The 24,221-nt window shown below is 72.8% G+C and carries 27 protein-coding genes; 11 read left to right on the top strand and 16 right to left on the bottom strand.

Features of this window, described 5'->3' with window-relative positions; all coding sequences use genetic code 11:
• Positions 1-10 precede the first annotated feature (10 nt).
• Positions 11-805, bottom strand: coding sequence for a methyltransferase (locus ACIPRD_RS21245; RefSeq protein WP_401565011.1), 795 nt, complete (start codon positions 803-805; stop codon positions 11-13).
• A gap of 177 nt (positions 806-982) precedes the next feature.
• Between ACIPRD_RS21245 and corA the strand changes: the two genes are divergently transcribed.
• On the top strand, positions 983-2,110 hold the full coding sequence (gene corA, locus ACIPRD_RS21240; RefSeq protein WP_356398742.1) for a magnesium/cobalt transporter CorA: 1,128 nt from the start codon (positions 983-985) through the stop codon (positions 2,108-2,110).
• Between the two features lie 52 nt (positions 2,111-2,162).
• Here the strand turns inward: corA and ACIPRD_RS21235 are convergent, their stop codons facing one another.
• A complete protein-coding gene (locus ACIPRD_RS21235) occupies positions 2,163-2,795 on the bottom strand; it encodes a uridine kinase (RefSeq protein WP_401565008.1) in 633 nt (210 codons plus the stop codon).
• A 168-nt stretch (positions 2,796-2,963) separates the two neighbouring features.
• Between ACIPRD_RS21235 and ACIPRD_RS21230 the strand changes: the two genes are divergently transcribed.
• Both ACIPRD_RS21230 and ACIPRD_RS21225 read left to right on the top strand, forming a co-directional pair.
• Positions 2,964-3,662 carry a DUF2293 domain-containing protein gene (locus tag ACIPRD_RS21230; protein WP_356398738.1) on the top strand — a complete coding sequence of 233 codons (699 nt, stop codon included), beginning with the start codon at positions 2,964-2,966 and terminating at the stop codon, positions 3,660-3,662.
• A 462-nt stretch (positions 3,663-4,124) separates the two neighbouring features.
• On the top strand, positions 4,125-5,612 hold the full coding sequence (locus ACIPRD_RS21225) for a glutamate synthase subunit beta (RefSeq protein ID WP_356398736.1): 1,488 nt from the start codon (positions 4,125-4,127) through the stop codon (positions 5,610-5,612).
• A gap of 308 nt (positions 5,613-5,920) precedes the next feature.
• Here the strand turns inward: ACIPRD_RS21225 and ACIPRD_RS21220 are convergent, their stop codons facing one another.
• The 3 genes from ACIPRD_RS21220 to ACIPRD_RS21210 form a co-directional block, all read right to left on the bottom strand.
• The gene (locus ACIPRD_RS21220) at positions 5,921-6,730 is read right to left on the bottom strand and encodes an SAM-dependent methyltransferase (protein WP_401565005.1); all 810 of its coding nucleotides are present in this window, start codon (positions 6,728-6,730) and stop codon (positions 5,921-5,923) included.
• 104 nt (positions 6,731-6,834) lie between these two features.
• Complete coding sequence (locus tag ACIPRD_RS21215) at positions 6,835-7,089, bottom strand: DUF397 domain-containing protein (RefSeq protein WP_356398732.1); 255 nt, start codon at positions 7,087-7,089, stop codon at positions 6,835-6,837.
• On the bottom strand, positions 7,090-7,950 hold the full coding sequence (locus ACIPRD_RS21210) for a helix-turn-helix transcriptional regulator (protein ID WP_356398730.1): 861 nt from the start codon (positions 7,948-7,950) through the stop codon (positions 7,090-7,092).
• A gap of 546 nt (positions 7,951-8,496) precedes the next feature.
• Between ACIPRD_RS21210 and ACIPRD_RS21205 the strand changes: the two genes are divergently transcribed.
• The 3 genes from ACIPRD_RS21205 (at position 8,497) to ACIPRD_RS21195 (ending at position 11,711) form a co-directional block, all read left to right on the top strand.
• The gene (locus tag ACIPRD_RS21205; RefSeq protein WP_401565002.1) at positions 8,497-9,117 is read left to right on the top strand and encodes an ATP-binding protein; all 621 of its coding nucleotides are present in this window, start codon (positions 8,497-8,499) and stop codon (positions 9,115-9,117) included.
• Entirely contained in the window at positions 9,114-9,572 is a 459-nt protein-coding gene (locus ACIPRD_RS21200) for a hypothetical protein (protein WP_356398726.1), read from the top strand. Before ACIPRD_RS21205 ends, ACIPRD_RS21200 begins: the two co-directional genes overlap by 4 nt.
• 273 nt (positions 9,573-9,845) lie before the next feature.
• Positions 9,846-11,711 carry an ABC transporter ATP-binding protein gene (locus tag ACIPRD_RS21195; RefSeq protein ID WP_401565170.1) on the top strand — a complete coding sequence of 622 codons (1,866 nt, stop codon included), beginning with the start codon at positions 9,846-9,848 and terminating at the stop codon, positions 11,709-11,711.
• A 39-nt stretch (positions 11,712-11,750) separates the two neighbouring features.
• Here the strand turns inward: ACIPRD_RS21195 and ACIPRD_RS21190 are convergent, their stop codons facing one another.
• From ACIPRD_RS21190 to ACIPRD_RS21180, 3 genes are all read right to left on the bottom strand, one after another.
• Complete coding sequence (locus ACIPRD_RS21190; RefSeq protein ID WP_356398722.1) at positions 11,751-11,927, bottom strand: hypothetical protein; 177 nt, start codon at positions 11,925-11,927, stop codon at positions 11,751-11,753.
• A 122-nt stretch (positions 11,928-12,049) separates the two neighbouring features.
• Entirely contained in the window at positions 12,050-12,694 is a 645-nt protein-coding gene (locus ACIPRD_RS21185) for a DUF899 domain-containing protein (protein WP_356398720.1), read from the bottom strand.
• Between the two features lie 108 nt (positions 12,695-12,802).
• The gene (locus tag ACIPRD_RS21180) at positions 12,803-13,570 is read right to left on the bottom strand and encodes a nucleotidyltransferase domain-containing protein (RefSeq protein ID WP_401564997.1); all 768 of its coding nucleotides are present in this window, start codon (positions 13,568-13,570) and stop codon (positions 12,803-12,805) included.
• A 279-nt stretch (positions 13,571-13,849) separates the two neighbouring features.
• On the opposite strand from ACIPRD_RS21180, the gene ACIPRD_RS21175 reads away from it, so the two are divergent.
• Together ACIPRD_RS21175 and ACIPRD_RS21170 are read left to right on the top strand one after the other, a co-directional pair.
• Positions 13,850-14,317 (top strand): RidA family protein, encoded by a 468-nt coding sequence (locus ACIPRD_RS21175; RefSeq protein WP_401564994.1) that lies wholly within the window; start codon positions 13,850-13,852, stop codon positions 14,315-14,317.
• The gene (locus ACIPRD_RS21170; RefSeq protein WP_401564991.1) at positions 14,317-14,850 is read left to right on the top strand and encodes a GNAT family N-acetyltransferase; all 534 of its coding nucleotides are present in this window, start codon (positions 14,317-14,319) and stop codon (positions 14,848-14,850) included. Before ACIPRD_RS21175 ends, ACIPRD_RS21170 begins: the two co-directional genes overlap by 1 nt.
• Before the next feature lie 43 nt (positions 14,851-14,893).
• On the opposite strand, the gene ACIPRD_RS21165 is transcribed toward ACIPRD_RS21170, so the two are convergent.
• Complete coding sequence (locus ACIPRD_RS21165) at positions 14,894-15,589, bottom strand: uracil-DNA glycosylase (RefSeq protein ID WP_356398712.1); 696 nt, start codon at positions 15,587-15,589, stop codon at positions 14,894-14,896.
• A 91-nt stretch (positions 15,590-15,680) separates the two neighbouring features.
• Positions 15,681-15,941 (bottom strand): hypothetical protein, encoded by a 261-nt coding sequence (locus ACIPRD_RS21160; RefSeq protein WP_401564988.1) that lies wholly within the window; start codon positions 15,939-15,941, stop codon positions 15,681-15,683.
• A 136-nt stretch (positions 15,942-16,077) separates the two neighbouring features.
• On the opposite strand from ACIPRD_RS21160, the gene ACIPRD_RS21155 reads away from it, so the two are divergent.
• Entirely contained in the window at positions 16,078-16,782 is a 705-nt protein-coding gene (locus ACIPRD_RS21155) for an RNA-binding S4 domain-containing protein (RefSeq protein WP_401564985.1), read from the top strand.
• Between the two features lie 91 nt (positions 16,783-16,873).
• On the opposite strand, the gene ACIPRD_RS21150 is transcribed toward ACIPRD_RS21155, so the two are convergent.
• Positions 16,874-17,554, bottom strand: a complete 681-nt coding sequence (locus ACIPRD_RS21150; protein WP_401564982.1) for a class I SAM-dependent methyltransferase — start codon at positions 17,552-17,554, stop codon at positions 16,874-16,876.
• Between the two features lie 61 nt (positions 17,555-17,615).
• Entirely contained in the window at positions 17,616-18,557 is a 942-nt protein-coding gene (locus tag ACIPRD_RS21145) for an acyltransferase domain-containing protein (RefSeq protein ID WP_401564979.1), read from the bottom strand.
• A gap of 77 nt (positions 18,558-18,634) precedes the next feature.
• Between ACIPRD_RS21145 and ACIPRD_RS21140 the strand changes: the two genes are divergently transcribed.
• Positions 18,635-18,931, top strand: a complete 297-nt coding sequence (locus tag ACIPRD_RS21140) for a DUF6343 family protein (protein ID WP_401564976.1) — start codon at positions 18,635-18,637, stop codon at positions 18,929-18,931.
• Positions 18,932-18,983: 52 nt separating this feature from the next.
• Here ACIPRD_RS21140 and ACIPRD_RS21135 read toward each other — a convergent pair whose 3' ends face one another.
• The 4 genes from ACIPRD_RS21135 to rpsA all read right to left on the bottom strand — a co-directional run bounded on the left by ACIPRD_RS21135 (position 18,984) and on the right by rpsA (position 23,000).
• Positions 18,984-19,364 carry a tetratricopeptide repeat protein gene (locus ACIPRD_RS21135; RefSeq protein ID WP_356398700.1) on the bottom strand — a complete coding sequence of 127 codons (381 nt, stop codon included), beginning with the start codon at positions 19,362-19,364 and terminating at the stop codon, positions 18,984-18,986.
• A 49-nt stretch (positions 19,365-19,413) separates the two neighbouring features.
• Positions 19,414-20,052, bottom strand: a complete 639-nt coding sequence (gene coaE, locus ACIPRD_RS21130) for a dephospho-CoA kinase (protein WP_356398698.1) — start codon at positions 20,050-20,052, stop codon at positions 19,414-19,416.
• Positions 20,053-20,318: 266 nt separating this feature from the next.
• Positions 20,319-21,257, bottom strand: coding sequence for a PAC2 family protein (locus ACIPRD_RS21125; protein ID WP_356398696.1), 939 nt, complete (start codon positions 21,255-21,257; stop codon positions 20,319-20,321).
• Positions 21,258-21,509: 252 nt separating this feature from the next.
• The gene (gene rpsA, locus ACIPRD_RS21120; protein WP_356398694.1) at positions 21,510-23,000 is read right to left on the bottom strand and encodes a 30S ribosomal protein S1; all 1,491 of its coding nucleotides are present in this window, start codon (positions 22,998-23,000) and stop codon (positions 21,510-21,512) included.
• Positions 23,001-23,341: 341 nt separating this feature from the next.
• Here rpsA and ACIPRD_RS21115 point away from each other — a divergent pair, with 341 nt between their 5' ends.
• Entirely contained in the window at positions 23,342-24,220 is an 879-nt protein-coding gene (locus ACIPRD_RS21115) for a class I SAM-dependent methyltransferase (protein ID WP_356398692.1), read from the top strand.
• Position 24,221 lies beyond the last annotated feature (1 nt).

The raw sequence follows: 24,221 nt of genomic DNA, 5'->3' as shown, positions 1-24,221 counted from the left end.
CGGGCGGCTCTCAGCCCTTGCGGCCCCAGGCCGAGATCATCGGCGCGGTGGCCAGGTCCATGCCGCCCGCTTCCACGTTGGCCAGGTGGCGGTCGATCTCCTCGTCGTCGGCGAGGCCGGCGCTCACGAGCCGGTCGCGGATCTGACGGACCGTGGCGGACTCCAGGGCCGCGCAGGCGGCCGAGGTCATGGGGAAGTAGGCGTCGGCCTCCACCTGGCGCAGCCCGGCCTCACGGAGCAGACGCGGGAGCCTGCGGCCGTAGGACAGATCGGCGCCGCGGTCGGCGAGGAGCTTGCGGAAGCCCTGCCGCAGCCGGTTGGCGAGCTGCTGCTCGGGACCGTGCTCGTCGGGGCAGAGCAGCGGCTGGAGCGCGGGGTCGGCGTCCTCGATCAGGAGCCGTCCGCCGGGGCGCAGCGCCTTGACCATGGACCGCAACGCACGGTCCCGGTCCGGCACATGGACGAGGACCAGCCGTGCGTGCACCAGGTCGAATCCCTCCCCCGGCGGCTCCTCCGCGCCCACGTCGTGGGTCCGCACCTCCACCGGTGGCCGGGCCGCCGCGGCGAGCCGTGAGGTGTCGATGTCGGTGGCGACGACCTTGCCGGTGGGCCCGGTCCTCTTGGCGAGCCAGGTCACCACGGACGTGCCGCCCGCACCGACCTCCCAGCAGCGCCAGCCGGCTCCGACACCGAGGCGCTCGAGGTGCCGGAAGGTCGTGGGGTCGAAGAGGGAGGCGAAGGCGTCGAAGCGCTCCCCCGCCTCGCTCTGCCGGTTGTCCAGGAGGTAGCCGTCGGGTCGCGTCATGCCGACGATCATCCCAGCCGCCCTCCTCACCGGAGACTCCCGACGCTCCGTCCACAGGCGGGAACAAAGCGGAACTGGCTGCTCCCACAGGCTTACCCGCACTTCGCGCCGGACTGGCACACTGACCGGGCACGGCGCGAAAGCGTTGCACGGGGAGATCCACGCGAGGAGATCCAGATGTCCATGGCAGGAAATCTGCGGAAGGTCACGGGGCTGAGCCGGGTCGGCGGCCTGCGCAAGGTGGCGCGGCTGGGCCGGCGGCGGCCGCGCGTGGACCTGAGCCATCCCGCCAGGTCGCCGCTGGGCTCCTCGGTGGTGAACTGCGTCATCTACCGGGACGGTGTCCGGGTTCCGGGCGGCGCGGACCTGGTGGAATCCGTGAAGGCGGTGCGCAAGAACGGTGAGGGTTTCGTCTGGCTGGGGCTGCACGAACCGACGGACCGTGAGTTCACCGGCATCGCCGAGCTGTTCGACCTGCACCCCCTGGCGGTGGAGGACGCGGTCGAGGCCCATCAGCGGCCGAAGCTGGAGCGGTACGGGGACACGCTCTTCGCGGTGTTCAAGACCGTCTGCTACGTGGAGCACGAACAGCTGACGGCGACCAGCGAGGTGGTGGACACCGGCGAGATCATGCTGTTCGTCGGTGAGGACTTCGTCATCACGGTGCGGCACGGGCGGCACGGCTCGCTGGGCCCGCTCCGGGAGGAACTGGAGGCCGACCCGCGCCAGCTCGCGAAGGGACCGTCGGCGGTGCTGCACGCGATAGCGGACCACGTGGTGGACGAGTACCTGAACGTCACGGACGCCGTGCAGGCGGACATCGACCAGGTCGAGACGGACGTGTTCTCGGAGAGCGGCGCCCGTGCGGACCCCGGGCGGATCTACCAGCTGAAGCGGGAACTCCTGGAGCTGAAGCGGGCGGTGGTGCCGCTGGCACGGCCGGTGGAGGACCTGGCGACCGAGCAGATACGTGTGGTCGACCCCGAGATACGGGCCTACTTCCGGGATGTGCTGGACCACCTGATGCGGGCCAAGGAACAGATCGCCTCGTTCGACGAGTTGCTCAACTCGATTCTGCAGGCGCACCTCGCGCAGGTGACCGTCGCCCAGAACGAGGACATGCGGAAGATCACCGCGTGGGCGGCGGTGATCGCGGTGCCGACGATGGTCTGCGGCGTCTACGGCATGAACTTCGATCACATGCCGGAGCTGCACTGGCGTTTCGGTTATCCGCTCGTCATGGGCGTGATGGCGCTCGCCTGCGCCGCTCTCTACCGGGGCTTCAGGCGCAACGGCTGGCTCTGACACCGCCGGGGCCGGCGCGCAGGGGCGCCGCGGCGGGTACCGGTCGCGCGGCTCAGCCCGTCCAGGCGGGGTGGCGCGGGTCGTCGGCGCGGACGAGGACGTCGGCGGTGCCGGCCGGGTCGGTCTCGGAGGTGTAGCGCTCGAAGGCGGGGAGCGTCCAGTGACCGCTCTCCGGGGTGTGGCGGCGCAGGGCGCCCGGGGAGAGCAGGAGGTGGACGGTCAGGTCGAAGGGGAACCAGTGACGCAGCAGAAAGGGGCCGTGCAGCAACAGCACACCGCCCGGCGGGAGCTGGACGTAGGAGCTCCGCGTGGCACGGTCGGCGACCGGATCCCACAGGTCGGGCAGGACGCGGCCGTCGCCCCCTGGATCGAGCGGGGTGAAGACCTCACGCCATAGGGCACTCGTGTCGAACCAGCCGCCGTAGTAGGACTCCACGTCCCGTCGTCCGTGCTCCAGGCGGAGCGAGGCGGGACGCAGAAAGCCCTCCGTGTCCACGACGAGCGACGGTCTGCCGCGCACCCGCAGCGCCTCGGCGACCCGCTCGGCCAGCTCTCCCGGCCGCGCGGCGGGCGCCCCGTCGACCGCGACACGGGGCCAGACGCTCCCGTCCGCCGGCTCCAGCGCGAGCAGCCGGTCCGCGAGCTGATCGGCAAGCCGGTCCCAGGTGATCGCTTCAAGTCGCACAGACCCATGATGCCGGGTGCTGACACGCCCCCGGGAAGCCCCCTTGCTCGGCGGGCGGGGCGGGAAGGGGAGAGGTGGGGTGGGGTGGGGTGGGGCGGGGGGAGGGGAGGGGAGGGGGGGAAGTCCCCCAGGATGGTGCGCGGCGGCGGGAGCGGGAATGAACCGCGTATGACTCGTCCTGTCCCTCCGCCCTCCCCCGGGGGACCCGTCGTCGTGCAGCCGCTGCGGCGCAAGCGGTGTGCCGGGTGCCGGCGCGGGCCGTTGTCGCTGCTGATGCTGGAGGAGGGGGCGCCGCGCTGCCTGGACTGTGCCGACCTGGGGCATCTGGTGTTCCTGCCGCGCGGTGACGCCGCGCTGACGCGCAGGGCACGGGAGGAGAGCGCGCTGTGGGCGGTGGTGGTGCGGTACAACCGGCGCCGGAGCCGGTACGAGCGCCAGGGCCTGCTCGTGGAGGAGGGTGCCCTGACGCGGGCCGAGGCCAGGTGCCTGGCGGACGCCGAGGCGAGGGACCGGCGGCGGGCACGGGACGCGAAGCGCAGGGCGGTGGAGGACGGGCGTTTCACGGAGACGTTCGCGGCGGAGATCCGCCGGCTGTTCCCGGGGTGCCCCGGGGAGCGGGCACGGGAGATCGCCGCTCACGCGTCCCAGCGGGGCAGTGGGCGGGTCGGGCGTACCGCGGACGGGCGGGCGCTGTCGCAGGGGGCGGTGGTCTCGGCGGTGACGGCCTCCGTACGGCACCTGGACACGCCGTACGACCAGCTGCTGATGAGCGGCCTGTCCCGGCAGGAGGCGCGGCGGCGGATCGCCGCGCCGGTGGAGGACGTGCTGCGGGGCTGGGGCCGGCGGGAGGCGGCCGATGCCGGCTGAGCGCACGTGGGACCGACGTGGACACGCGGACGGGCGGGTGCGCGGCCACACGGGCGGGCGCGGCTGGACACGGCACGCGGCCGGGCGCGGGCGGGCGCGGGCGGATGCGGGCACGGGACGCGGACCGGCACGGACGGGCGCGGGCGACGGGGACGCGGGCGGACACGGCTGGGCACGGCACGCGGCCGGGCGCGGGCGGATGCGGGCACGGGGGACGCGGACCGGCGCAGGCGGCGGGCCGTCGGCCGCTCTGCGGGGATGTCCCCGGCGACGTATCGTGGCCGAAAGCGTGCCCGCGGAGCCGAGAACGCGCCCTGAGCGGAAAGAGTGCCCGCACGATGTCGTGAGACTGCCGGATGTGTGCCGGACGCACCCCGGGAGCGAGCCGGAGACGTGCTGTCCGAGACGCACGGGCCCCGGCCGGCCCCGGTGCTCCGGTCTGCGTACGCGAGGAAGACGACCATGGCCGATCCCAAGGGGTTCATGCACACGCCGCGCCGGGAGTGGCCGCGGCGCCCGGTCGGGGAACGGGTCCACGACTGGGCCGAGGTCTACGTCCCGGACGCGCTGCTGCCGCTGATCGGCGCGCAGGCCGACCGCTGCATGGACTGCGGCATCCCCTTCTGCCACGACGCGTGCCCGCTGGGCAATCTGATCCCCGAGTGGAACGACCTGGTCTCCCGCGCCGACTGGCGGGCGGCGAGCGAACGGCTGCACGCCACGAACAACTTCCCGGAGTTCACCGGCAGGCTGTGTCCGGCGCCCTGCGAGGCGGGGTGTGTGCTCGCGATCAATCAGCCGGCGGTCACCATCAAGAACGTCGAGTGCGCGATCGCCGACCGGGCGTGGGAGGAGGGGTTCGTCCCGCCGCGTCCGCCGGAGCGGCTGTCCGGGAAGACCGTGGCGGTGATCGGCTCGGGTCCGACGGGGCTCGCGGCGGCGCAGCAGCTGACGCGGGCGGGGCACACGGTCGCCGTGTACGAGAGGGACGACCGGATCGGCGGGCTGATGCGGTACGGCATCCCCGAGTTCAAGATGGAGAAGCGGCATCTGGACCGCCGGCTCGACCAGATGCGGGCCGAGGGGACCAGGTTCCGTACGTCGACGGCGGTGGGGCGGGACGTGCCGGCGGACGAGCTGCGGGCGCGGTACGACGCGGTGGTCGTCGCCACGGGGGCCACGGCGTGGCGGGAGCTCCAGGTGCCGGGCCGGGAGCTGGCCGGGATCCACCAGGCGATGGAGTACCTGCCGCTGGCGAACCGGGTGCGCGAGGGGGATCTGGAGGTCTCGCCGCTGTCCGCGGCGGGCCGGCACGTGGTGATCGTGGGCGGTGGCGACACCGGCGCCGACTGTCTGGGGACGGCGGTGCGGGACGGGGCCGCGTCGGTCACCCAGCTGGACATCTACGCGCAGCCGGGTGAGGCGCGCGACGAGGACGCGGAGCCGTGGCCGACGTATCCGAAGATCTACCGGCTGTCGGCGGCGCACGAGGAGGCGCGGGAGCTGCGGACCGCTCCCGCGGCGGACGCGGACGCGCGGCTGTTCGCGGCGTCCACGCTGCGGTTCGACGGGGACGGCGGGGGGCACGTGCGGTCGCTGCACCTCGTGGAGGTCGATGAGCTGCGGCAGCCGCTGCCGGGGCCCGGTCGTACGGTTCCGGCCGATCTGGTCCTGCTGGCCCTCGGCTTCTCCGGGCCGGACCTCGGGGACGGGCTCGTCGGTCAGCTGGGTCTGGCTGTGGACGCCCGTGGCAGGCTGGCCCGGGACTCCGGCTTCGGGACCGGGGTGCCGGGGGTGTTCGCGGCCGGGGACGCGGCGCGCGGCCAGTCGCTCATCGTGTGGGCCGTCGCGGAGGGGCGGGCGGTGGCGGCCGCCGTGGACCGTTATCTGACCGGCAGTTCGTGGCTGCCGGCGCCGATAACGCCCCACGATCGCCCGATGGCCGTGTGACGGCCCCTGCACCGCGTAAGAGTCACCGTCGGCCGTCGCCGAGTCAGAGCACCCCACCGGTCACCGACGGCCGGCACCGCGTCAGGCCACCCGGCCCGGTCACCGTCGGCCGTCACCGCGTCAAGGCACCTCGCCCGGTCACCGTCGGCCGTCACCGCGTCAAGGCACCTCGCCCGGTCACCGTCGGCCGTCACCGCGTCAGGCCGCCCGGCCCGGTCACCGTCGGCCGTCACCGCGTCAAGGCACCTCGCCCGGTCACCGTCGGCCGGCACCGCGTCAGGCCGCCCGGCCCGGTCACCGTCGGCCGGTCAGCGTTTCCGTGCCACCGCGCCGTATCCCGGGATCACGCCGTCGTCCTGCCCGGGGACCGGGTCGCCCAGTTCGGGGTGCCAGCGGTGGACGGTCTCGACGCCGGGCGGTACCAGGTCGAGGCCGTCGAAGAAGTGGGTGAACTCGGCGCGGGAGCGCAGGGCGAGGGTGACGCCGGCCGACTTGAGCCGGGCCGTGGCGACCGCGGACTCCTCGGGGGTGAAGTCGGCGGTGGCGTGGGTCATCATCAGGTGGCTGCCGGGGGCCAGTTCGGACAGCAGCCGGGCGACCAGTTCGTGGGCGCCGTCCTCGTCGGGGACGAAGTGCAGGACGGCGACCAGGGACAGCGCGACCGGGCGGTCGAGGTCGAGGGTCTGTTTCGCGCCCGCCAGGATGGCGTCCGGGTCGCGTACGTCGGCCTGGAGGTACTCGGTCGTTCCCTCGGGTGTGCCGCGCAGCAGGGCCGCCGCGTGGGCGAGCACGATGGGGTCGTTGTCGCAGTAGACGACGCGGGCGTCCGGCGCGACCCGCTGGGCGATCTGGTGCAGGTTGGGTTCGGTGGGGATGCCGGTGCCGATGTCCAGGAACTGCCGCACGCCCTGCTGGGCCAGCCAGCGCGTGGCGCGGTGCATGAAGGCGCGGTTGACGCGGGCCATCACCGGCACCCGGGGTTCGAGGGCCAGCATCTGGCGGCCCATCTCCTCGTCGACGGGGTAGTTGTCCTTGCCGCCGAGGTACCAGTCGTACATCCGGGCGGGATGCGGTCTGCTGGTGTCGATCACGACGGCCGTGGGGTCCTGCCCTGTCATGCGGCGCTCCGTGGGCGTAGGGGGTGGTCGCTGTGGCGGGTGAGGGTGGATCACGTCGGTTCCGGGCCAGGCAAGTCGAGACACGCGGTAAAAACAAGGGTTGTTCAGGACAGCAGGAAGTCCGCCTCCCCGGCTTTCGCGCCCAGGATGAAGGCGGTCATCTCGTCCGTGGTGTAGATCAGGGCGGGGCCGTCGGGGTCGGTCGACTGGCGCAGGGCTATGCGTCCGTCGGCCAGTTTCATCGCTTCCAGGCAGTTGCCTCCGTTGCCGCCGCTCCAGGGCTTGTGCCAGCCCTCGCTGCCCAGCTCCCGCGCGGGCATGCCGTTGTAGACGCGGACTCGCGGCTTGATGAGGTCCATTCACAGCTCCTTGCGGAGATCCCGCAGGATCTCCTTCGTGCGTTGTGCCGTGGCGGCCTGTGCCGCCATGCGGTCCATGACCTCCAGGTGGGCCGCCACCTCGGAGCGCGCGTCCAGGTAGACGGCGCCGGTCAGGTACTCGCTGTAGACCATGTCGGGGAGTTCCGGCACGGCGAACCGGAACAGGACGAAGGGCCCGTACGTCCCCGCGTGGGGGCCGTTGGCGAACGGGGCCACCTGGAGCGTCACATGGGGCAGCATCGTGGCGTCGAGCAGTCGGTCGATCTGTGCGCGCATCACGTCCGGGCCGCCGACCGGGCGGCGCAGTGCCGTCTCGTCGATGACCGCCCAGAAGCGGGGGGCGTCGGAGCGGGTGAGCAGTGCCTGGCGCTGCATGCGCAGGGCGACATGGCGCTCGATGTCCTCGGGGCTGGTCTCGCCGATGGCGCCGGACTTGAGGACACCGCGCGCGTAGTCCTCGGTCTGGAGCAGTCCGGGCACGAAGTGCGGCTCGTAGGAGCGGATCAGGGCGGCCGCGCCCTCCAGGCTGACGTACATCGAGAACCAGCCGGGCAGGATGTCGTGGAACCGCTGCCACCAGCCGGGTCTGTTGGCCTCCTCGGCCAGCAGGACGAAGAGTTCGGCCTCGTCGTCGGGGACGTCGTAGGCCTTGAGCAGCAGCTGGAGGTACGGGATCTTGAGGGCGACCTCGGCCGTCTCCATGCGGCGGACGGTGGCGGGGGCGACCCGGAGGACGCGTGCGGCTTCCTCGCGTTTCAGGCCGGCACGCTCCCGCAGGTCCAGCAGACGCCGACCGAGGACGACCTGGCCCACGGTCGGCGCGGACCGGGGTTCGCTCACGCTCCCACCTCCGACACTTCCCTCGTTCCCGACACCTGCCGGCGCCTGCCGCGCGTGCGGCACTTCCGGCGCCTGCTGCTGAAAGACCCCTCGCGGCCCGGGAGATCCCGCTCCGGTCCGTCTCCGGCCGGGGGTGGCTCCACAGGCCTGCGGCGCCGTTCGACGACCTCTCCGCCGGCCCGTCACGGGTCGGCGGCGGTCCCAATTGGCGCCGCTCTGAGTGCTGTTGCGAGCAGTGTGCCACGGCCTTTGACCGAGTCACACAACACTCTGCATTTTTCAGAGTGACACTTGCCAAGTGTTCATGGCACCGAGATAGTGGCAAGCGTGATTCCGTCCGCGCCCTTAGGAACAGACGTCGCCCCGGACCGCCCCGGTCCGGGTGCCGATGGGGTTCTCCCCGCTCGTCCACGGTCGAGCACGGGGGAGGCAGCAGCATCCGGCGAAGGTGCAGCAGAACGCCGGTTCCACTTCGAGCTGGCCGTCCATCCGGGCTGCCCCGCGCAGGCGAGACGGCTGGCGCGTGCCCGGCTGGACGCGTGGTCGGTGTGCGCCGAGACCCGTGACGACGCCGTCCTGGTCGTCTCGGAGCTGGTCACCAACGTGGTGGTGCACACCGCGAGCAGCCGGGTGGTGTGCGAACTGCGCGACCAGGACGGCACGGTGCGCGTCGCCGTGCTCGACGAGGGCTGCGCCTCCGACGCCCCCCATCCCTACCCGCGGCGGCCCGACGAGGAGCACGGGAGGGGGTTGCTCCTCGTCGGCACGCTGTGCAGGGCCTGGGGGGCCCACGAGCACGGCACGGGCCTGCTGGTCTGGGCCGACCTCCCCCACCGGACGGCGGCGGCCCGCGGCACGGGTGAACTCCCCGGCGGACCGGCCGCGTACGGCGAGGCGGGCGAGCACGGCACGGTCGGCGGTGCCGGCCGGTCCGCCGCCCCCGGCGCACCCGGTGTCCGCCCCGCGGCGGACGATCTGGGCTGCCGCGACGACCTCGGCTGGGGCACGCGTCCCAAGCCGGGCCCGACGGGCGACCAGGACGAGAGCGTGCCGCCGAAGCCCCGGAACGGCGCGGAACCGGAGCCGGTGCGGGTCCCGCGGCAGGGTACGGAGCCGGGACGGGTCGCGGAGCCGGGACGGCACCCGGCGGAGCGGGAGCACGGATGAGGGCGCGGGTGAACGGCGCCGCCGCGCACGGCCGTCCGCTGGGTCTGGACACGCTCGTCCACCTCGGACGGATGCGCCCGGCGCCGGAACCCGCCGCGGAGCCGCGGCCGGCGCACGCTCTGGCCGTGCCGGAGGGCATGACGGCGCCGCTCGGCTGTGACGCCGTGGCCGTGCCGGCTCTGGTCGGACAGATGATCGTCCCCCGGCTGCCGCGGGTCGGGTGCGTGTACGCCGACGGCACCCGCTGGTGGTGGATCGTGCCGGCGGACTCCGACTACGCCCTCCCCTGGCCGGCGCCCGCCCACTACGCGTCCGGCGCGCGCGTCCCGCACGAGGCCCGGCTGATCCACCGTCCCGAGGGCACGATCCCGTACACCCCGCCGATCCCCCTCTATCTGGCCCTGTGCCGGGTCACCGGAACGAACCCGGACTGGTCCCGTCCTCTCACGGCCTAGACATCCCGACCGGACGGTCTGTCCCGCTCCGGACCGGCCCCCGCCGACCCCCTCCCGCCGTCCGCGCCCCTCCCCCTCACGCCTCCGCCTCCCGCGACCCCTTCACGCCCCCGGCACCTCCGCACGCGCCCTGCCCCGCCGCCGTCCGGCCCGGGATAGTGGCCGTTTGGTCCGGTCCCGGGGAGGTTCGCGGTGCGCAGCAGGCGGGAGGAAGTCGGTCCCGAGGTGTCGCAGTCGGAACGGCTGCTGTTCGGAGGGCCGCTGCGGTACGACATGGGGTGGAACGAGCACTCCGACGCGTTCCTGGAGCTCGGCTTCCGGGCGATGATGGCGCGGTTGCCCGGCATGCTCGCGTCCAGTCTCCGGCTGGCCCGGCAGGCGGACCCCGCGGCCGCGCGGACGGTGCTGCTCGCCGAGGTGGGGCGGGGCGTGGCCCAGGCGGTGAGCCTGCTGGCCGTGAACAGCGCGCTGGGCAGCCTGCTCACCGGACCGGACGTCGGACAGCGGCTGCGGGCCGCCGTTCCCGCGCTGGCGGTCATGGCCGCGGTCCTGCTGGTCGCGGCGCTGCTGCGGGCCGCCTCCGTCTACGCGACCGGACGGCTCGAACCCAAGGTGGAACGGGTGGCGACCGAGCTGTACCTGGAGCGGGCGGCGAACGTCGAGCTGGCCGCGATCGAGGACCACGCCTTCCACAAACTGCTGGACACCGCGCAGTACGGTGCCCAGTCCGCGCGCCGGATGATCTCGTACAGCGCCCGCGTGATCAACGCGATGATCTCGCTGATCGCGGCGGCCGGCGTGCTGACCGTGCTGCACCCCGCGCTGCTGCCGCTGCTGGTCACCATGACGCTGCCCAGCGCCTGGAGCGCCCTGACCAACGCCCGGCGCCGGTACGAGTCCTTCCACACGTGGGTGCAGCACGCCCGCGCCGGGCATCTGATCGGCAGTCTGCTCACCGAGCCGGGCGCGGCACCGGAGATCCGGGTGCACGGCGTCGGCCCGTTCCTGCTGCGGCACTTCCGGGCCATGGCGGAGACGGCGGAGACGGAGCAGGCCCGGCTGTCCCGGCTGGCCGCCCGTACCGGCCTGATCGCCGCCACCTGGACCGGTGTCGCCACCCTCGCCACGTACGCCACACTGGGCGCGCTGCTGCTGGGCGGCACGATGGCCCTGTCGGTGGCCGGTACCGCGGTCATCGCGATCCGCACGGGGTCGGCGAGCCTCGACACGCTGGTGCTGGAGATCAACCAGTTGCACGAGGAGGCCCTGTTCGTGGGGGATCTCCAGCGGCTGTACGTGGAGGCGGCCGAGCGGGCCATCCCGGCCGGCGGGGAACCGCTGCCCGAGGATCCCAAGGAGATCCGCTTCGAGAACGTCACCTTCGGCTACCCGGGCGACGCGGCCCGTCCCGCCCTCGACGACGTCTCCCTCTCGCTGCCGCTCGGCCGGATCATCGCGCTGGTCGGCGAGAACGGCTCGGGCAAGACCACTCTGGTCAAGCTGCTCGCCGGCCTGTACACGCCGGACCGGGGCCGGATCCACTGGGACGGGGTCGACGCCGCGACCGCGGACCGACGGATGCTCGCCGAGCGCATCGCGATGGTGGCCCAGGACTTCAAGCGGTGGCCCTTCACCGCCCGGGTGAACATAGCCGTCGGCCGCTCGTCCGCCCCCCTCACCGAGGAGCGGCTGGCCTCGGCGGTCTCGGAGGCGGGAGCCGAGGAGGTCGTGGCCGACCTGCCGCACGGTCTGGACACGCTGCTGGCCCGGAACTTCAGCGGCGGCCACGAACTGTCGGGCGGTCAGTGGCAGCGGCTCGGCATCGCGCGGGCCGCCTACCGGCGCGGGCACATCCTGATCGTGGACGAGCCGACGGCGGCCCTGGACGCGCGGGCGGAGCTGGAGGTCTTCGAGAAGATCAGGGCGCTGGCGGGCAACGGCCAGACCGTCGTCCTGATCACCCACCGGCTCGCCTCGGTCCGCCACGCCGACCTGGTGCACGTCCTGGAGCAGGGGCGGCTGGTCGAGTCCGGGACACCGGAGGAGCTGCTGGCCAGGGGCGGGGTCTACGCGGAGCTGTACGCGCTGCAGGCGGAACAGTTCACGGCGCCGGTGTCCGCCCCCGAACCGGCGGCCTGAGCGGCTCGGACGGTGCCGGGTGTACGGCCCCGCTCCCGCTCAGTCGGCGGAGTCGTGACCGCGCACGATCACGAGGAAGGTGTCCGTCGCGAGGTCCATCACGACCTCGGCGGGCAGCCCCTCGAGCCGCCGCGCTCGCGCGAATTCCTCCGCGGGCCACGATCCCCGCGGACCGCCGGCGGGAAAGCGGCCGACCACCGTTCGCCCGTTCACCATCTCGCACCTCCAGAAGGCGTCGTACTTATTGGAGTTAACGCCCGGGAGGAGGAAAACGCCTCGCCCAGTGATGCGACCGATACATGGTCGACACCTTTGGCGCAGGAGTGCGACGTTCCGTGTCAGTCGTCGTACTCGTCGTGATGGCGGAGCCGGTCGCTGCCCTGGGGGCGCCGCCCGAGTGCCGTCAGGTCGAGCAGGCCCCCGATGGTGCCGAGTCCGTCCAGCCCGTCGTCGTGGACCGAGTAGGTGTGGAAGACCCGGTCGCGTTCCCGGAGGAAGCAGCTGAGACCCGGGCGCTCGACGGGCTGCCCGGCGCGGTCCACGGTCGCCTCGAAGTCGCGGTTGAAGTCGCTGTGGCAGGAGGAGTACCAGGGCACGGCCCAGCCCATCCGTGCCTTGAACGGCAGGATCCGGGTGAACGGCGCCCGGGAGACGGCCGCGAAGGAGGTGTTGCGGGCCCGCAGGTGGGCGAGGTGCCCCACCTGGTCGAGGAAGGCCGAGCAGCACGGGCAGCCCGCGTCCCACTCGGGCGCGAACATGAAGTGGTGGACGACGAGCTGGGCCCGGCCCTCGAAGAGGTCGCGCAGGGTCGCCTTCCCGTCGCCGCCCTCGAAGACGTACTCCGGGTCGACCTCGACCATGGGCAGCCGCCGCCGCTCGGCGCCGAGCGCCGCCCGCGCTTCGCCGACCGCCTCCTCCTTGCGCTGCAACTCCTCGCGCGCCGCGCGCCACTGCTCGCGCGAGACGATCTCCGGAAGCGACATGGGCCCTCCTGTACGACGGTCGGTTCAGGGTGCTGACCGCCGTCGCGCGCAGAACTCATCGGAGCGCCGCGACTCTTTTTTCGCTTTTTTCGCCGCGGCTGCGGGAGATCAGCCCGAGGACCTCAGGCCCAGCACCTCCTCGGCCTCCTCCACCGCCCGTGCCAGGGCCTCCGGCCGCGGCCGCAGCGCGCCCACCACGGTGTCGATCCGCCGCAGTCCGGCCCGTTCCAGCAGCCGCTTCTCGTTCGTCACCCACTCCCCGCGCTCCGCCAGCACGGCGTGGGCGGTCTGCGCGGCGGCCAGGGCGAGCGCGCCGGCGACCTCGGTGAGACGGGCGTGCGGCGCGTGGTTGGCCTTGGCGTAGGAGAGGGTGGCGCGGGCGGTGCCGTACCAGCGCTCGGGGGCGCTGCGGCGGAGGGCTTCGGGGTAGGCGGCGGGGCGGGGCAGCCGGCCGCGCAGCACCTGGTTGACGGCCAGCTCGGCCACGATCAGGTAGCTGGGGATCCCGGCGAGGTGGAAGAGGAGCGGCTCCACGCGGAACCGTCCCTGTTCCGCCTCGGCCAGTTCGTGTTCCACGACGTCGAGGTCCCGGTAGTGCACGTCGACCCGCCGGCCGTCGACGGTCAGCCACGCGCCGCCGTTGAACACGCCGCCGCCCCAGGCGCCGACCTCGCACACCTCGCCCTCCCAGCCGAGGGCCCGCAGGTCGTCGGGGTCGAAGGGGCCGCGGTAGTAGACCGCCAGGTCCCAGTCGCTGTCGGCGGTGTGGGTGCCCTGGGCCCGTGATCCGCCGAGGGCCACGGCGCGGACCGTGGGAAGGGCGGCCAGCCGGCCGGCCGTGGCGGAGAGGAACTCGGCGTCGGAGAGGGCGGGCATGACGGTCCTTCCGGGAGGGGCGAACGGCCGGTGCGGGGATCGTAGGGCGGACCCGGCCGCTCCGGCGACCGCATTGCCCCCCGGCGCACACGGCCGGGGTACGGGGCCGCATCGCCCCCGGCGCGTACGGCCGGGGCGGCGCCCGCGTTGCCGGTGGCGCGCGCGGCCGGGGTACGGCAACCGCGTTGCCGGTGGCGCGCGCGGCGAAAATCGCGTGCGCGGGACCGGGCCGTCCCCGGATGATCGGAAGGCTGTCCGCCGCCGATCCCAGGAGCCGCCGTGATCAAGCGAGTTACCGTACCCGGGCTGTTTCCGCCGCCCACCTACTCCCACGCCTCCGTCGTCGAGGCGGGCACCGCGATCGCGTTCCTCGCGGGTGCCGTGCCCCTGGACGAGATGGGCGAGCTGGTCGGACCGGGCGACCCGGTGCGGCAGGCCGAGCAGGTGATCGGCAACCTGCGGGAACAACTGCGTGCCGTGGGGAGCGGCCTGGAACACGTACTGGCGACCGAGGTGTACGTGGTGAGCGAGGAGACCTCGGCGCTGTCGGCGGTGTGGGAGGTGGTCGAGTCCTCGGGACTGAGCCGGGGGCCGCACTCCTCGACCCTCCTCGGGGTCTCCTGCCTCGGCTACACCGGCCAGCTGGTGGAGATCACGGCCACGGCGGTGGTCCCGGAGGGTGCCGCGGTCCTGGGAGCTGCCGAGGCCCTGGAAGGCGCCGCGGCCCTGGAAGGTGAGGACGCGTGATGACGTCCCCCGTCGTCCTGCGCCGCGCGGTGGCCGCCGACGCCCACGCAGCCGCCGGTGTCTGGCTGCGGTCCTTCGACGCCGCGCTGCCCACGGTCGTCCGGCCACGCTCCGACGACGACGTGCGCGCCCACATCCGTGACGTGGTCATCCCCCTCCGGGAGACCTGGGTCGCGGAGACCACGGCCGTGGGCGGGGGCGGCGGAGAGGGCGCCGGGGGCGACGAGGGCAGCGGCGGAGAGGGGGCCGGGCGCGGGGACAGGGCCGGTGTGATCGTGGGGCTGATGGTGCTCGACGGCGACCATCTGTCCCAGCTCTACCTGGATCCCGCCTGGCGGGGCCGCGGCCTGGGCGACCGGTTCGTCGCGCTGGCCAAGGAACGCAGTCCGGGCGGACTCTCGCTGTGGACCTTCCAGGTCAACAAGCCCGCCCACCGCTTCTACGAACGGCACGGTTTCACCGCCGCCGAGTTCACCGACGGCAGCGGCAACGAGGAGCGGGAACCGGACGTACGGTACGAGTGGCGCCCCTGAGCCACGCCTCGCGGACCCGCGAAGACCGGGGAGACGTCGTCCCCTACGGCAGACCCGCCGCGTCCGCTGCCGTGCGCAGGACCTCACGGAGCATCTCCGGGGTCAGACGGCCGGTGAAGGTGTTGCGCTGGCTGACGTGGAAGCAGCCGAAGAGGTCCAGGCCGTCGAGCGCGACGTGAGCGCCGTGGGCGAAGACCGGCCGGGGACGGGGGACGGTCCAGCCCGCCGCACCGAACGCGGGCAGTGCGGCCTGCCAGCCGAAGCCGCCCAGGACCACGGCGGCCCTGAGCGTGGGACGCAGCAGCTCCAGTTCGCGCACCAGCCAGGGGCGGCAGGTGTCGCGCTCGCCCGGGGTGGGTCTGTTGGCGGGCGGTGCGCAGTGCACGGGGGCGGTGACGCGGACCCCGTACAGTTCCAGGCCGTCGTCGACACCGACGGAGGTGGGCCGCGAGGCCAGCCCCACGTCGTACAGCGCCTGGTACAGCACGTCTCCGGAACGGTCGCCGGTGAACATGCGGCCGGTACGGTTGCCGCCGTGCGCGGCGGGAGCCAGCCCGACGATCAGCAGGCGGGCGTCGGCGGGCCCGAACCCGGGCACCGGGCGTCCCCAGTACGTCCACTCCTCGAACGCGGCCCGCTTGGTCCGGGCCACTTCCTCGCGCCACTCCACGAGCCGGGGGCACGCCCGGCAGCCCTCGATACGCCGGTCCAGCCGCGCAAGGCCGCCCTCGCCGTCCATACGCCCACGGTAATCCGGAGCCCCCCGAACACGCCCCTCGCCTCTCCCCGCGCCGGCCGCCTCCCCGGACCTGCCGCGACACGAAGGCGACTCAGGCCCCGAAGTTCGGACCGCTCGATCGGTCCTCCGGCCGAAGCCGCTGACGAGCTGCCGCGAGCCGCTGCTCGTAGTCGGGCGCGAACAGATCGGGAAGCGCCTTGTCCAGCGTTCCGGCGATGCGACGGATCGGTGCCCACACCGCCGGATCGTCGACGACGCGGCTGAGGTCCGTCATCTGCAGCCTCTCCAGCCAGTGCGACAGCACCAGCGCCTCGTCACTCGTGAGCTTGATCGACACCTGGCCATCACCCATGCGCACCCCCACGGCTCGGCCCCCGTCCCCGACGACACGAACCTACTGGCCTTCGCCCCCGGCCGGACCAGAAGGGCCCCTCCCTCGCCGGAAATCGTGTCCCGGTCCTCTCCCGCGTCGCGTTAAGGTCGGCAGTATGGCTCTGGCTTCCGAAGGCGTGGACGACGACGGGCACCGTCACACCGGTGGTCCGGGCGGGGCGGGCGCGCCGCGGACCGGCGCCGCTTCCACCGCCGGACCGCACCCCGGCGCTCAGGCCGATCCCCGGCCCGGTGAGCGGGACGGGTCCGGGCCGGACGGGGGCCCTCTCGATGCTCAGGTCGCCGCCGCGACGGCCGCGGCCGTCGCGGCGGGTCCCGCGGCCGGTGAGTCCGTGCGGATCGACAGCTGGATCTGGGCCGTGCGTCTGATCAAGACCCGCTCCCAGGGCGCCACCGCGTGCCGGGGCGGGCACGTCCACGTCAACGGTGAGCGGGTGAAGCCCGCCTATTCCGTGCGCGTCGGCGACGAGGTGCGCGTGCGGAGCGAGGGCCGGGAGCGTGTCGTGATCGTGAAGCGCCTGATCCGCAAGCGGGTCGGTGCCCCGGTGGCCGTGCAGTGCTACATCGACAACTCCCCTCCTCCGCCGCCCCGCGAGTCCGTGGCCCCCGCGGGCCTGCGCGATCCTGGTACCGGCCGCCCCACCAAGCGCGACCGGCGTGAGCTGGAGCGTCTGCGCGGGCCGGCGGGTCTTGGCACGCTCGGGACAGCGGGCGGGACCGGCGAGCACGGTGGCAGCGGCAGGCGGAGCGGATCCGGCGGCACGGGCCGGTCCGGCCGGCCGGACAGCCGCGGCCGCTGACCCGAGCCGGAGACCTCCGGTGCTCCCGGGCCGCCCTCACCGCAGCACTCCTGAACCGCCCCGGCGCACCGGACAGGGACGGCGTGGCCGCTCAGGCCGCGGGCACGGCCCTGACCCAGATCCCGTCCGGGGTCAGATACGTCTGGACCTCCAGTCCCGCTTCCTCCAGCGCTGATTCGAACTGCTGCCTGGTCAGGGGACGGCTGCGGAAGGTCTGGGTCCAGGAGGCGTCCGGGAAGTCGTACTCGGCGCGTACCGAGTCCACTCCGTCGCCCGCCGGTTCCGCGGAGACGATCCGGACGGTGAAGCCGCTCGGATCGGCCCGTTCCCGTGGGACGTTCGTGTGGTAGTCCAGGCCCTCCCGCTGGATGAGGACGCAGCCGCCCTCGGCCACGTGCCGGACGCAGGTGCGCAGCAGGCCCCGGCGCACCTCGGCGTCTCCGGCGTGCACGAGGAACGACGCGAGCATCACCACGTCGAACTTCTCGTCCAGCGCGAGGCCTTCGATCGGTGTGCATATCGTGCGCGCCCCGCGCACGCGGCCGAGCATCTCGGCGGACTCGTCCACCGCGGTGACCGTGAACCCGCGTTCCAGCAGGGCGTGGGTCACCCGGCCCACGCCGCTGCCCAGTTCCAGGATGTGTGCCCCGGCGGGCACCGCCGCGGCGATGATGTCCGGTTCGTCACCGACGGGGAGCCGTGAGTACAGCTCGACCGCGCAGCCGTCCGGAGTGATCGCACCGGGGCCGGTTCCCTCGTGTCCCTCACGCATTTCGACTGTCATGCCCGGACAACGGACCGGCTCCGCGAACGCGTTCCCGTTCTATCCATGTTCACTCGTTCGAAGGATTCGACTCGGGACGGGCAACCAGGGGCAGGGGGAACCAGCCGTGCCCGATGTACCAGTGCCCGCCCGCGAGCAGGTGGTCGCGGACCGCCCGCTCCACGGAGGTGCGTCCCGGCAGCCCGGCGACCGGGAGGCCCGGGTCGCCGAAGACGAACTGGACGGGTTCGGTGTCCGCGGGGCCGGTGTCCTCGTGGGCGATGCCGAACCGCTTCTGGAAGCGGACGATGTGGGAATCGGCCGGCAGACGGTTCCTCAGCTGCCGGTCGAGCAGCCAGGAATGGCAGACGGCGGCGACCGGCTGCTCCTCGGGGAAGTGCAGCGGGAAGAAGTCCCGGGCCTGTTCCAGGGACCGGTCGCAGGCGGCGGGTGTCAGCGGGCCGCGGAAGTCGGGGATGTGCAGGTTCAGACAGGCGGTGCCCGGCCGGGCCGGCACGCCGTTCGCCGCGACCGCCGCGGCGGTGCGCTCGCCGAGCCGCGCCCGCTCGAACTGCAGCCGTCCCAGCTGGTACACCTCGCCGCGGAAATGGCGGGCGAGCCAGCGCGGCGAGCGCAGTCCGGTGCTGCCGTGGCGGCGGCGGTGCACGGCCATCTGGCGCCCCAGGTCGGCCAGGGTGCGCCGGGTCGTCCCGGCCGGGATGCCGCGTTCCCGGTGGAGGGCGAGGGTGTGCGGATGCGCGGCGAGGAAGACGAACGCGGCGAAGGTGTCGTGGGCGGAGCGCGGGGCCTCGGCGAGCCGCTCGTCGAGGCCCGGGTCGCGTCCGGGCTCGTCGAGGCCCCGGAACAGCTCGTCGACGCACTCCGCGAGGAGGCGGCGGCTGCCGGGATCGCCGGTGACGGTGCGCCTCAGGGCGATCAGTTCGTTGATGTCCTCGTGCGGTACGGCGAGGTCCAGCAGCAGTTCGGGCAGGTCTTCGGCGTCGGGTAACACGGCACGTCCCCCTTCGGCACACGGCGGTGGTGTACGCCCCTGCCGGGGAGTACGTTGCAGACAGGAGTGATGGTCCGATGCGTACGGGCAGTGAACCGGCGACCGCGCGCAGTGCGCTGCGGGTGCGGTTGTGGCTGAGCGTCTGGGGTCTCGCCTGGGCGGTCTTCGGCACGGCGGCGTTCTCGCTCGCCGGGCGTCCCGGCTGGGCGGCCGCGTGCGGGGTGCTGTGGATGGTGGTGACCGTCGACCTGACGATGATCCTCAGGCATCTCCGGCAGGGACCCCACTACCAGCCGGGCCCTGGCGTGCCGCCGTACCGTCCGCCGGAGAGCGGGCCGCCCTTCCGGTCGCCGTCGCGGCACGGCCGCCCCTGACCGGCCGGCCGGTGCCGTCCAGGACCGGGGGCCGGGGGTCGGGGCATCCTGGTCAGGAGTCGAAGCGGGCCGCTTTCAGGTACTGCGGGTTGGGGTCGAGCGCGGCGGCCAGCCGGAAGTGGCGCTTGGCCTGGGCGTCGCGGCCCTGGCGTTCGTAGGTGCGGGCGAGTGCGAAGTGGGCGAAGGCGTTGTCCGGCTCGCGCTCCAGCACGATGGTGAACTCAAGTTCGGCCGGACGTAGTTGGGCTGCGGCGAAGAACGCTCGGGCGCGCAGCAGGCGGGCCGCGGTGTTCTCGGGGTACGCGGCGATGACTTCGTCGAGCAGTTTCACCGCGCCCCGCGGGTCCCGCGCGTTGAGCAGTTGCTCGGCGGCGCGGAAGTCGATGACATGCGTCTCCGGAGTACGTCCGGTCGAACCGCTGGTCTCGGGCACGGCTGAGTCCTTCCCTTGCTGCGGGGTGTCAACGCCCGTACGTGGCCTGCTATTCCGCGCCGGCCCCTCCGGGGTTCCCGTCGGCCGCCGTGGCGTGCGCCCGGCGTACGAGGTCGTCCCACACCTCCGCCACCCGCTTCGTCAGGGCGTCCAGGGGGACGTCGTTGTCGATGACGATGTCGGCGATCCGTGCGCGCTGTTCGCGGGTCGCCTGCGCGGCCATCCGGGCGCGGGCGTCCGCTTCCGTCATGCCGCGCAGCCGGACGAGCCGGTCGAGCTGTGTCCCGGGGGCGGCGTCGACGACGATCACCAGGTCGTACAGGGGCGCCAGGCCGTTCTCGGTGAGGAGCGGGACGTCGTGGACGACGACGGCGTCGGCGGCGGCCTCGTCCTCCAGTTCGCGGGAGCGGGCTCCGACGAGGGGGTGCACGATGGCGTTGAGGGTGGCGAGTTTCGCGGGGTCGGCGAACACGAGGGCGCCGAGCCGCGGGCGGTCCAGGCTGCCGTCGGGGGCGAGGATGTCCGGGCCGAAGGCCTCGACCACGGCGGCGAGACCGGGGGTTCCGGGCGCGACGGCCTCGCGCGCGATGCGGTCCGCGTCGATCAGTACGGCTCCGTGCCCGACGAGCAGCCGTGACACCTCGCTCTTGCCGGCGCCGATGCCGCCGGTCAGGCCCACTTTCAGCATGAGCGGAAGCTTAGGCCCTGCCGTGGGCGGAGCCGTCCCCGGCTCCGGGCGGTCGGGCCCCGCGGTGCCGGGCCCCGGTGCAGGGGACCCCGGGTGCTGGGTCCAGGGTGCTGGACCCCGGGTGCTGGACCCCGGGTGCTGGACCCCGGGTGCTGGGTCCAGGGTGCTGGGCTCCGGGCCTCGCGCGCCGGCCCGGCCCGCCGCCAGGGGGCACCTCCCCCGGCCCCGGCACTACCCCGGTCCGTGCCGGTGTCCCGGCCCCGGCCCTAGCCCTCGCCCTCCCGCTCGGCGAGGAACCGCTCGAACTCGAGCCCGATCTCGTCCGCGGACGGGATGTCGACCGGCTCGGCGAGCATGTTGCCCCGGGTCTCGGCGCCGGCGGCGGCGTCGTACTGGTGCTCCAGGCCCTGGATGAGCGCGGTCAGCTCCTCGTCGCCCTCCTGGATCTGGCGGTCGATCTCGGTCTGCGTCCGGTGCGCTTCCGTGCGCAGGGAGTGGGCGACGCCGGGGAGGACGAGCCCGGTGGCGGCCGTGATGGCCTCCAGGGCGGTCAGCGCGGCGTCGGGGTACGCGGAGCGGGCGATGTAGTGGGGGACGTGCGCGGCGACACCGAGGACGTCGTGGCCGGCCTCGATGAGGCGGTACTCGACCAGCGACGCCGCGCTGCCGGGCACCTGGGCCTCCTCGAAGAGGCTGCTGTGACCGGGGACGAGGTCGGTGCGGTTGCCGTGCGGGGTGAGGCCCACGGGACGGGTGTGGGGCACGCCCATGGGGATGCCGTGGAAGTCCACGCACATGCGCACGCCGAGCCGCTCGACGATCTGCCGTACGGCCGCCGCGAACCGCTCCCACTCGACGTCCGGTTCGGGGCCGGAGAGCAGCAGGAAGGGGGCGCCGGTGGCGTCCTGGACGAGGCGGACCTCGATGGAGGGGACCTCGTAGTCGGTCCAGCGGTCCCGCTTGAAGGTCAGCAGGGGGCGGCGGGCGCGGTAGTCGACGAGCCGGTCGTGGTCGAACCGGGCCACGACCTGGTGGGGCTGTGAGTCGAGGATCCGGTCGACGATCTGGTCGCCGGTCTCGCCCGCGTCGATGTATCCGTCGAAGTGGTAGAGCATGACCAGACCGGCCGACTCCTGGGCGAGCGCCATGTCGACGACGGCCAGCCCCTTCGGCTCCCATGCGTACAAACCCTGCGGATCAAGCACTGTGACCGCTCCTCCTCGTGTTCGTACTGCACAACACTCCGTACGACAGGAGCATTCCCCCTCACGTTGACGTTCCGTCAGCAAGCGGGCCGCGGAAGGAAGAAATCACTTCCCCGGGAGACGGCCGCCAACCCTCCGGGGCGCGGGGAGAACGGCCGCGGATACGCCTGAGGGCCCGCACCTCGAGAGGTACGGGCCCTGCAGGTACTACCGGCTAGTCCCCGTGACGGGGGCTATGCGCCCGGCTGGAGATCAGCTCTGGCCGCCGGCCAGCTTCTCGCGCAGCGCGGCGAGCGCCTCGTCCGAGGCCAGGGCACCGGAGGTGTCCGCGCCCTCGGAGGAGTACGAACCACCGGTCGCGACCGGAGCGGCAGCCTCGCCACCCTCGGCGGCGGCGGCAGCGTCGGCCTCGCGGGACTTGATGACCTGGGCCTGGTGCTGCTCGAAGCGCTGCTGCGCCTCGGCGTACTGGCCCTCCCACGCCTCGCGCTGGGTCTCGTAGCCCTCGAGCCAGTCGTTGGTCTCGGGGTCGAAGCCCTCGGGGTAGATGTAGTTGCCCTGGTCGTCGTAGGACGCGGCCATGCCGTACAGGGTCGGGTCGAACTCGACCGTGGCCGGGTCGGCACCGAAGGCCTCGTTGGCCTGCTTCAGCGAGAGGCTGATGCGACGACGCTCGAGGTCGATGTCGATGACCTTGACGAAGATCTCGTCGTTGACCTGGACGACCTGCTCCGGGATCTCCACGTGGCGCTCGGCCAGCTCGGAGATGTGGACCAGGCCCTCGATGCCCTCGTCCACGCGGACGAACGCACCGAACGGAACCAGCTTGGTGACCTTACCCGGGACGACCTGACCGATCTGGTGGGTCCGGGCGAACTGCTGCCACGGGTCTTCCTGCGTCGCCTTCAGCGACAGGGAGACACGCTCGCGGTCCATGTCGACGTCGAGGACCTCGACGGTGACTTCCTGGCCGACCTCGACAACCTCGGAGGGGTGGTCGATGTGCTTCCAGGAGAGCTCGGAGACGTGGACGAGACCGTCGACGCCACCCAGGTCCACGAAGGCACCGAAGTTGACGATCGAGGAAACGACGCCGGAGCGGACCTGACCCTTCTGCAGGGTGGTGAGGAACGTCTGGCGGACCTCGGACTGGGTCTGCTCCAGCCAGGCACGGCGGGACAGGACCACGTTGTTGCGGTTCTTGTCCAGCTCGATGATCTTCGCCTCGAGCTCCTTGCCCACGTAGGGCTGGAGGTCGCGGACACGGCGCATCTCGACGAGGGAAGCCGGCAGGAAGCCACGGAGGCCGATGTCGAGGATGAGACCACCCTTGACGACCTCGATGACGGTACCGGTGACGATGCCGTCCTCTTCCTTGATCTTCTCGATGGTGCCCCAGGCACGCTCGTACTGGGCGCGCTTCTTCGAGAGGATCAGGCGGCCTTCCTTGTCCTCCTTCTGAAGGACCAGGGCCTCGATCTCGTCGCCGACGGCCACGACCTCGTTGGGGTCGACGTCGTGCTTGATCGAGAGCTCGCGGCTCGGGATGACACCTTCGGTCTTGTAACCGATGTCGAGCAGGACCTCGTCCCGGTCGACCTTCACGATGACGCCGTCGACGATGTCGCCGTCGTTGAAGTACTTGATCGTCTCGTCGATCGCGGCGAGGAAGGCTTCCTCGTTACCGATGTCGTTGACCGCAACCTGCGGAGTGGTGGCGGTGGTCTCGGTGCTGCTCGTCATGTGGAAAAGGGCTCCGGTACGGACATTGAAGTCGTAGGTACTGCTAACGCCGGGAGCCCGTTTCGCACACTGATGAAGCCGGACAGCCAAGGAAGCGCCACATGGCGAGCACCAGGTGCTCTGTGACGCCTCGAGAACCGAGGGGACATACAACAGATGCGAGCACAGCCTGCTACGTCTGAGGTGCGCAGGCTCGCAGCGCAACTTGTAGCATACGGGGGCAGCCGGACAGGGTCAATGCGCGAAGGCGCACACCCGGGGCGGATCGCCGCATATCCGGCACAAGAAATGTCCCAACAGGCCGCGCAGGACTGCGAAACCCCTTCGATGAGACGCGTTCTGTGACACGCGCCGCCGAGCGGGATGGACGGAAGAGTACGACGAGGGAGCCCATCATCCAAGAGCCGGAACAGCTCGACCCCGAGGGGTTCGAGCCCGAAGCCACCCGGCGTGACGCCGGGGTCGCGGAGAGCAGCCGGGCCAACCGCGGCTGGTGGGACCGCAACGCGGACGAGTACCAGGTCGAGCACGGCACGTTCCTCGGTGACGACCGCTTCGTATGGGGCCCGGAGGGTCTGGACGAGGTGGAGGCCGAGCTGCTCGGCCCGGCCGAGGAACTCAAGGGCAAGGACGTCCTGGAGATCGGCGCCGGCGCGGCCCAGTGCGCGCGCTGGCTGGCCGCGCAGGGGGCCCGGCCGGTGGCCCTGGACCTCTCGCACCGCCAGCTCCAGCACGCGCTGCGCATCGGCGGATCGTTCCCTCTCGTCTGCGCGGACGCGGGCGCGCTGCCCTTCGCGGACGCCTCCTTCGACCTGGTCTGCTCGGCCTACGGGGCGCTGCCCTTCGTCGCCGACCCGCGGCTGGTGCTGCGCGAGGTGCGGCGGGTGCTGCGGCCGGGCGGCCGGTTCGTCTTCTCGGTGACCCACCCGATCCGCTGGGCGCTCCCCGACGAGCCCGGCCCGGAGGGACTGACGGTGGTGTCGTCGTACTTCGACCGCACCCCCTACGTCGAGCAGGACGACCAGGGGCACGCGGTGTACGTCGAGCACCACCGGACCGTCGGCGACCGCGTCCGGGACGTCGTCGCCTCGGGCCTGCGGCTGGTGGACCTGGTGGAGCCGGAGTGGCCGGCCTGGAACACCTCGGAGTGGGGCGGCTGGTCCCCGCTGCGCGGCAACCTGATCCCCGGTACGGCGATCTTCGTCTGCGAGCGGGACTGAG

Origin of the sequence: Streptomyces sp. NPDC090108 (genome assembly GCF_044747185.1) — a bacterium.
GTDB lineage: Bacteria > Actinomycetota > Actinomycetes > Streptomycetales > Streptomycetaceae > Streptomyces.
This window is presented reverse-complemented; position numbering and strand designations above follow the sequence as displayed.

What these genes read in the sequence shown, in the direction of transcription:
- ACIPRD_RS21195 (WP_401565170.1), top strand. Translation starts at nt 9,846, where the DNA reads ATGGGGTGGAACGAGCACTCCGACGCGTTCCTGGAGCTCGGCTTCCGG.
- ACIPRD_RS21155 (WP_401564985.1), top strand. Translation starts at nt 16,078, where the DNA reads ATGGCTCTGGCTTCCGAAGGCGTGGACGACGACGGGCACCGTCACACC.
- ACIPRD_RS21215 (WP_356398732.1), bottom strand. Translation starts at nt 7,089, where the DNA reads ATGGACCTCATCAAGCCGCGAGTCCGCGTCTACAACGGCATGCCCGCG.
- ACIPRD_RS21220 (WP_401565005.1), bottom strand. Translation starts at nt 6,730, where the DNA reads ATGACAGGGCAGGACCCCACGGCCGTCGTGATCGACACCAGCAGACCG.
- ACIPRD_RS21200 (WP_356398726.1), top strand. Translation starts at nt 9,114, where the DNA reads ATGAGGGCGCGGGTGAACGGCGCCGCCGCGCACGGCCGTCCGCTGGGT.
- rpsA (WP_356398694.1), bottom strand. Translation starts at nt 23,000, where the DNA reads ATGACGAGCAGCACCGAGACCACCGCCACCACTCCGCAGGTTGCGGTC.
- ACIPRD_RS21190 (WP_356398722.1), bottom strand. Translation starts at nt 11,927, where the DNA reads ATGGTGAACGGGCGAACGGTGGTCGGCCGCTTTCCCGCCGGCGGTCCG.
- ACIPRD_RS21165 (WP_356398712.1), bottom strand. Translation starts at nt 15,589, where the DNA reads ATGGACGGCGAGGGCGGCCTTGCGCGGCTGGACCGGCGTATCGAGGGC.
- corA (WP_356398742.1), top strand. Translation starts at nt 983, where the DNA reads ATGTCCATGGCAGGAAATCTGCGGAAGGTCACGGGGCTGAGCCGGGTC.
- ACIPRD_RS21225 (WP_356398736.1), top strand. Translation starts at nt 4,125, where the DNA reads ATGGCCGATCCCAAGGGGTTCATGCACACGCCGCGCCGGGAGTGGCCG.
- ACIPRD_RS21245 (WP_401565011.1), bottom strand. Translation starts at nt 805, where the DNA reads ATGACGCGACCCGACGGCTACCTCCTGGACAACCGGCAGAGCGAGGCG.
- ACIPRD_RS21170 (WP_401564991.1), top strand. Translation starts at nt 14,317, where the DNA reads ATGACGTCCCCCGTCGTCCTGCGCCGCGCGGTGGCCGCCGACGCCCAC.
- ACIPRD_RS21150 (WP_401564982.1), bottom strand. Translation starts at nt 17,554, where the DNA reads ATGCGTGAGGGACACGAGGGAACCGGCCCCGGTGCGATCACTCCGGAC.
- ACIPRD_RS21185 (WP_356398720.1), bottom strand. Translation starts at nt 12,694, where the DNA reads ATGTCGCTTCCGGAGATCGTCTCGCGCGAGCAGTGGCGCGCGGCGCGC.
- ACIPRD_RS21140 (WP_401564976.1), top strand. Translation starts at nt 18,635, where the DNA reads ATGCGTACGGGCAGTGAACCGGCGACCGCGCGCAGTGCGCTGCGGGTG.
- coaE (WP_356398698.1), bottom strand. Translation starts at nt 20,052, where the DNA reads ATGCTGAAAGTGGGCCTGACCGGCGGCATCGGCGCCGGCAAGAGCGAG.
- ACIPRD_RS21180 (WP_401564997.1), bottom strand. Translation starts at nt 13,570, where the DNA reads ATGCCCGCCCTCTCCGACGCCGAGTTCCTCTCCGCCACGGCCGGCCGG.
- ACIPRD_RS21230 (WP_356398738.1), top strand. Translation starts at nt 2,964, where the DNA reads ATGACTCGTCCTGTCCCTCCGCCCTCCCCCGGGGGACCCGTCGTCGTG.
- ACIPRD_RS21160 (WP_401564988.1), bottom strand. Translation starts at nt 15,941, where the DNA reads ATGGGTGATGGCCAGGTGTCGATCAAGCTCACGAGTGACGAGGCGCTG.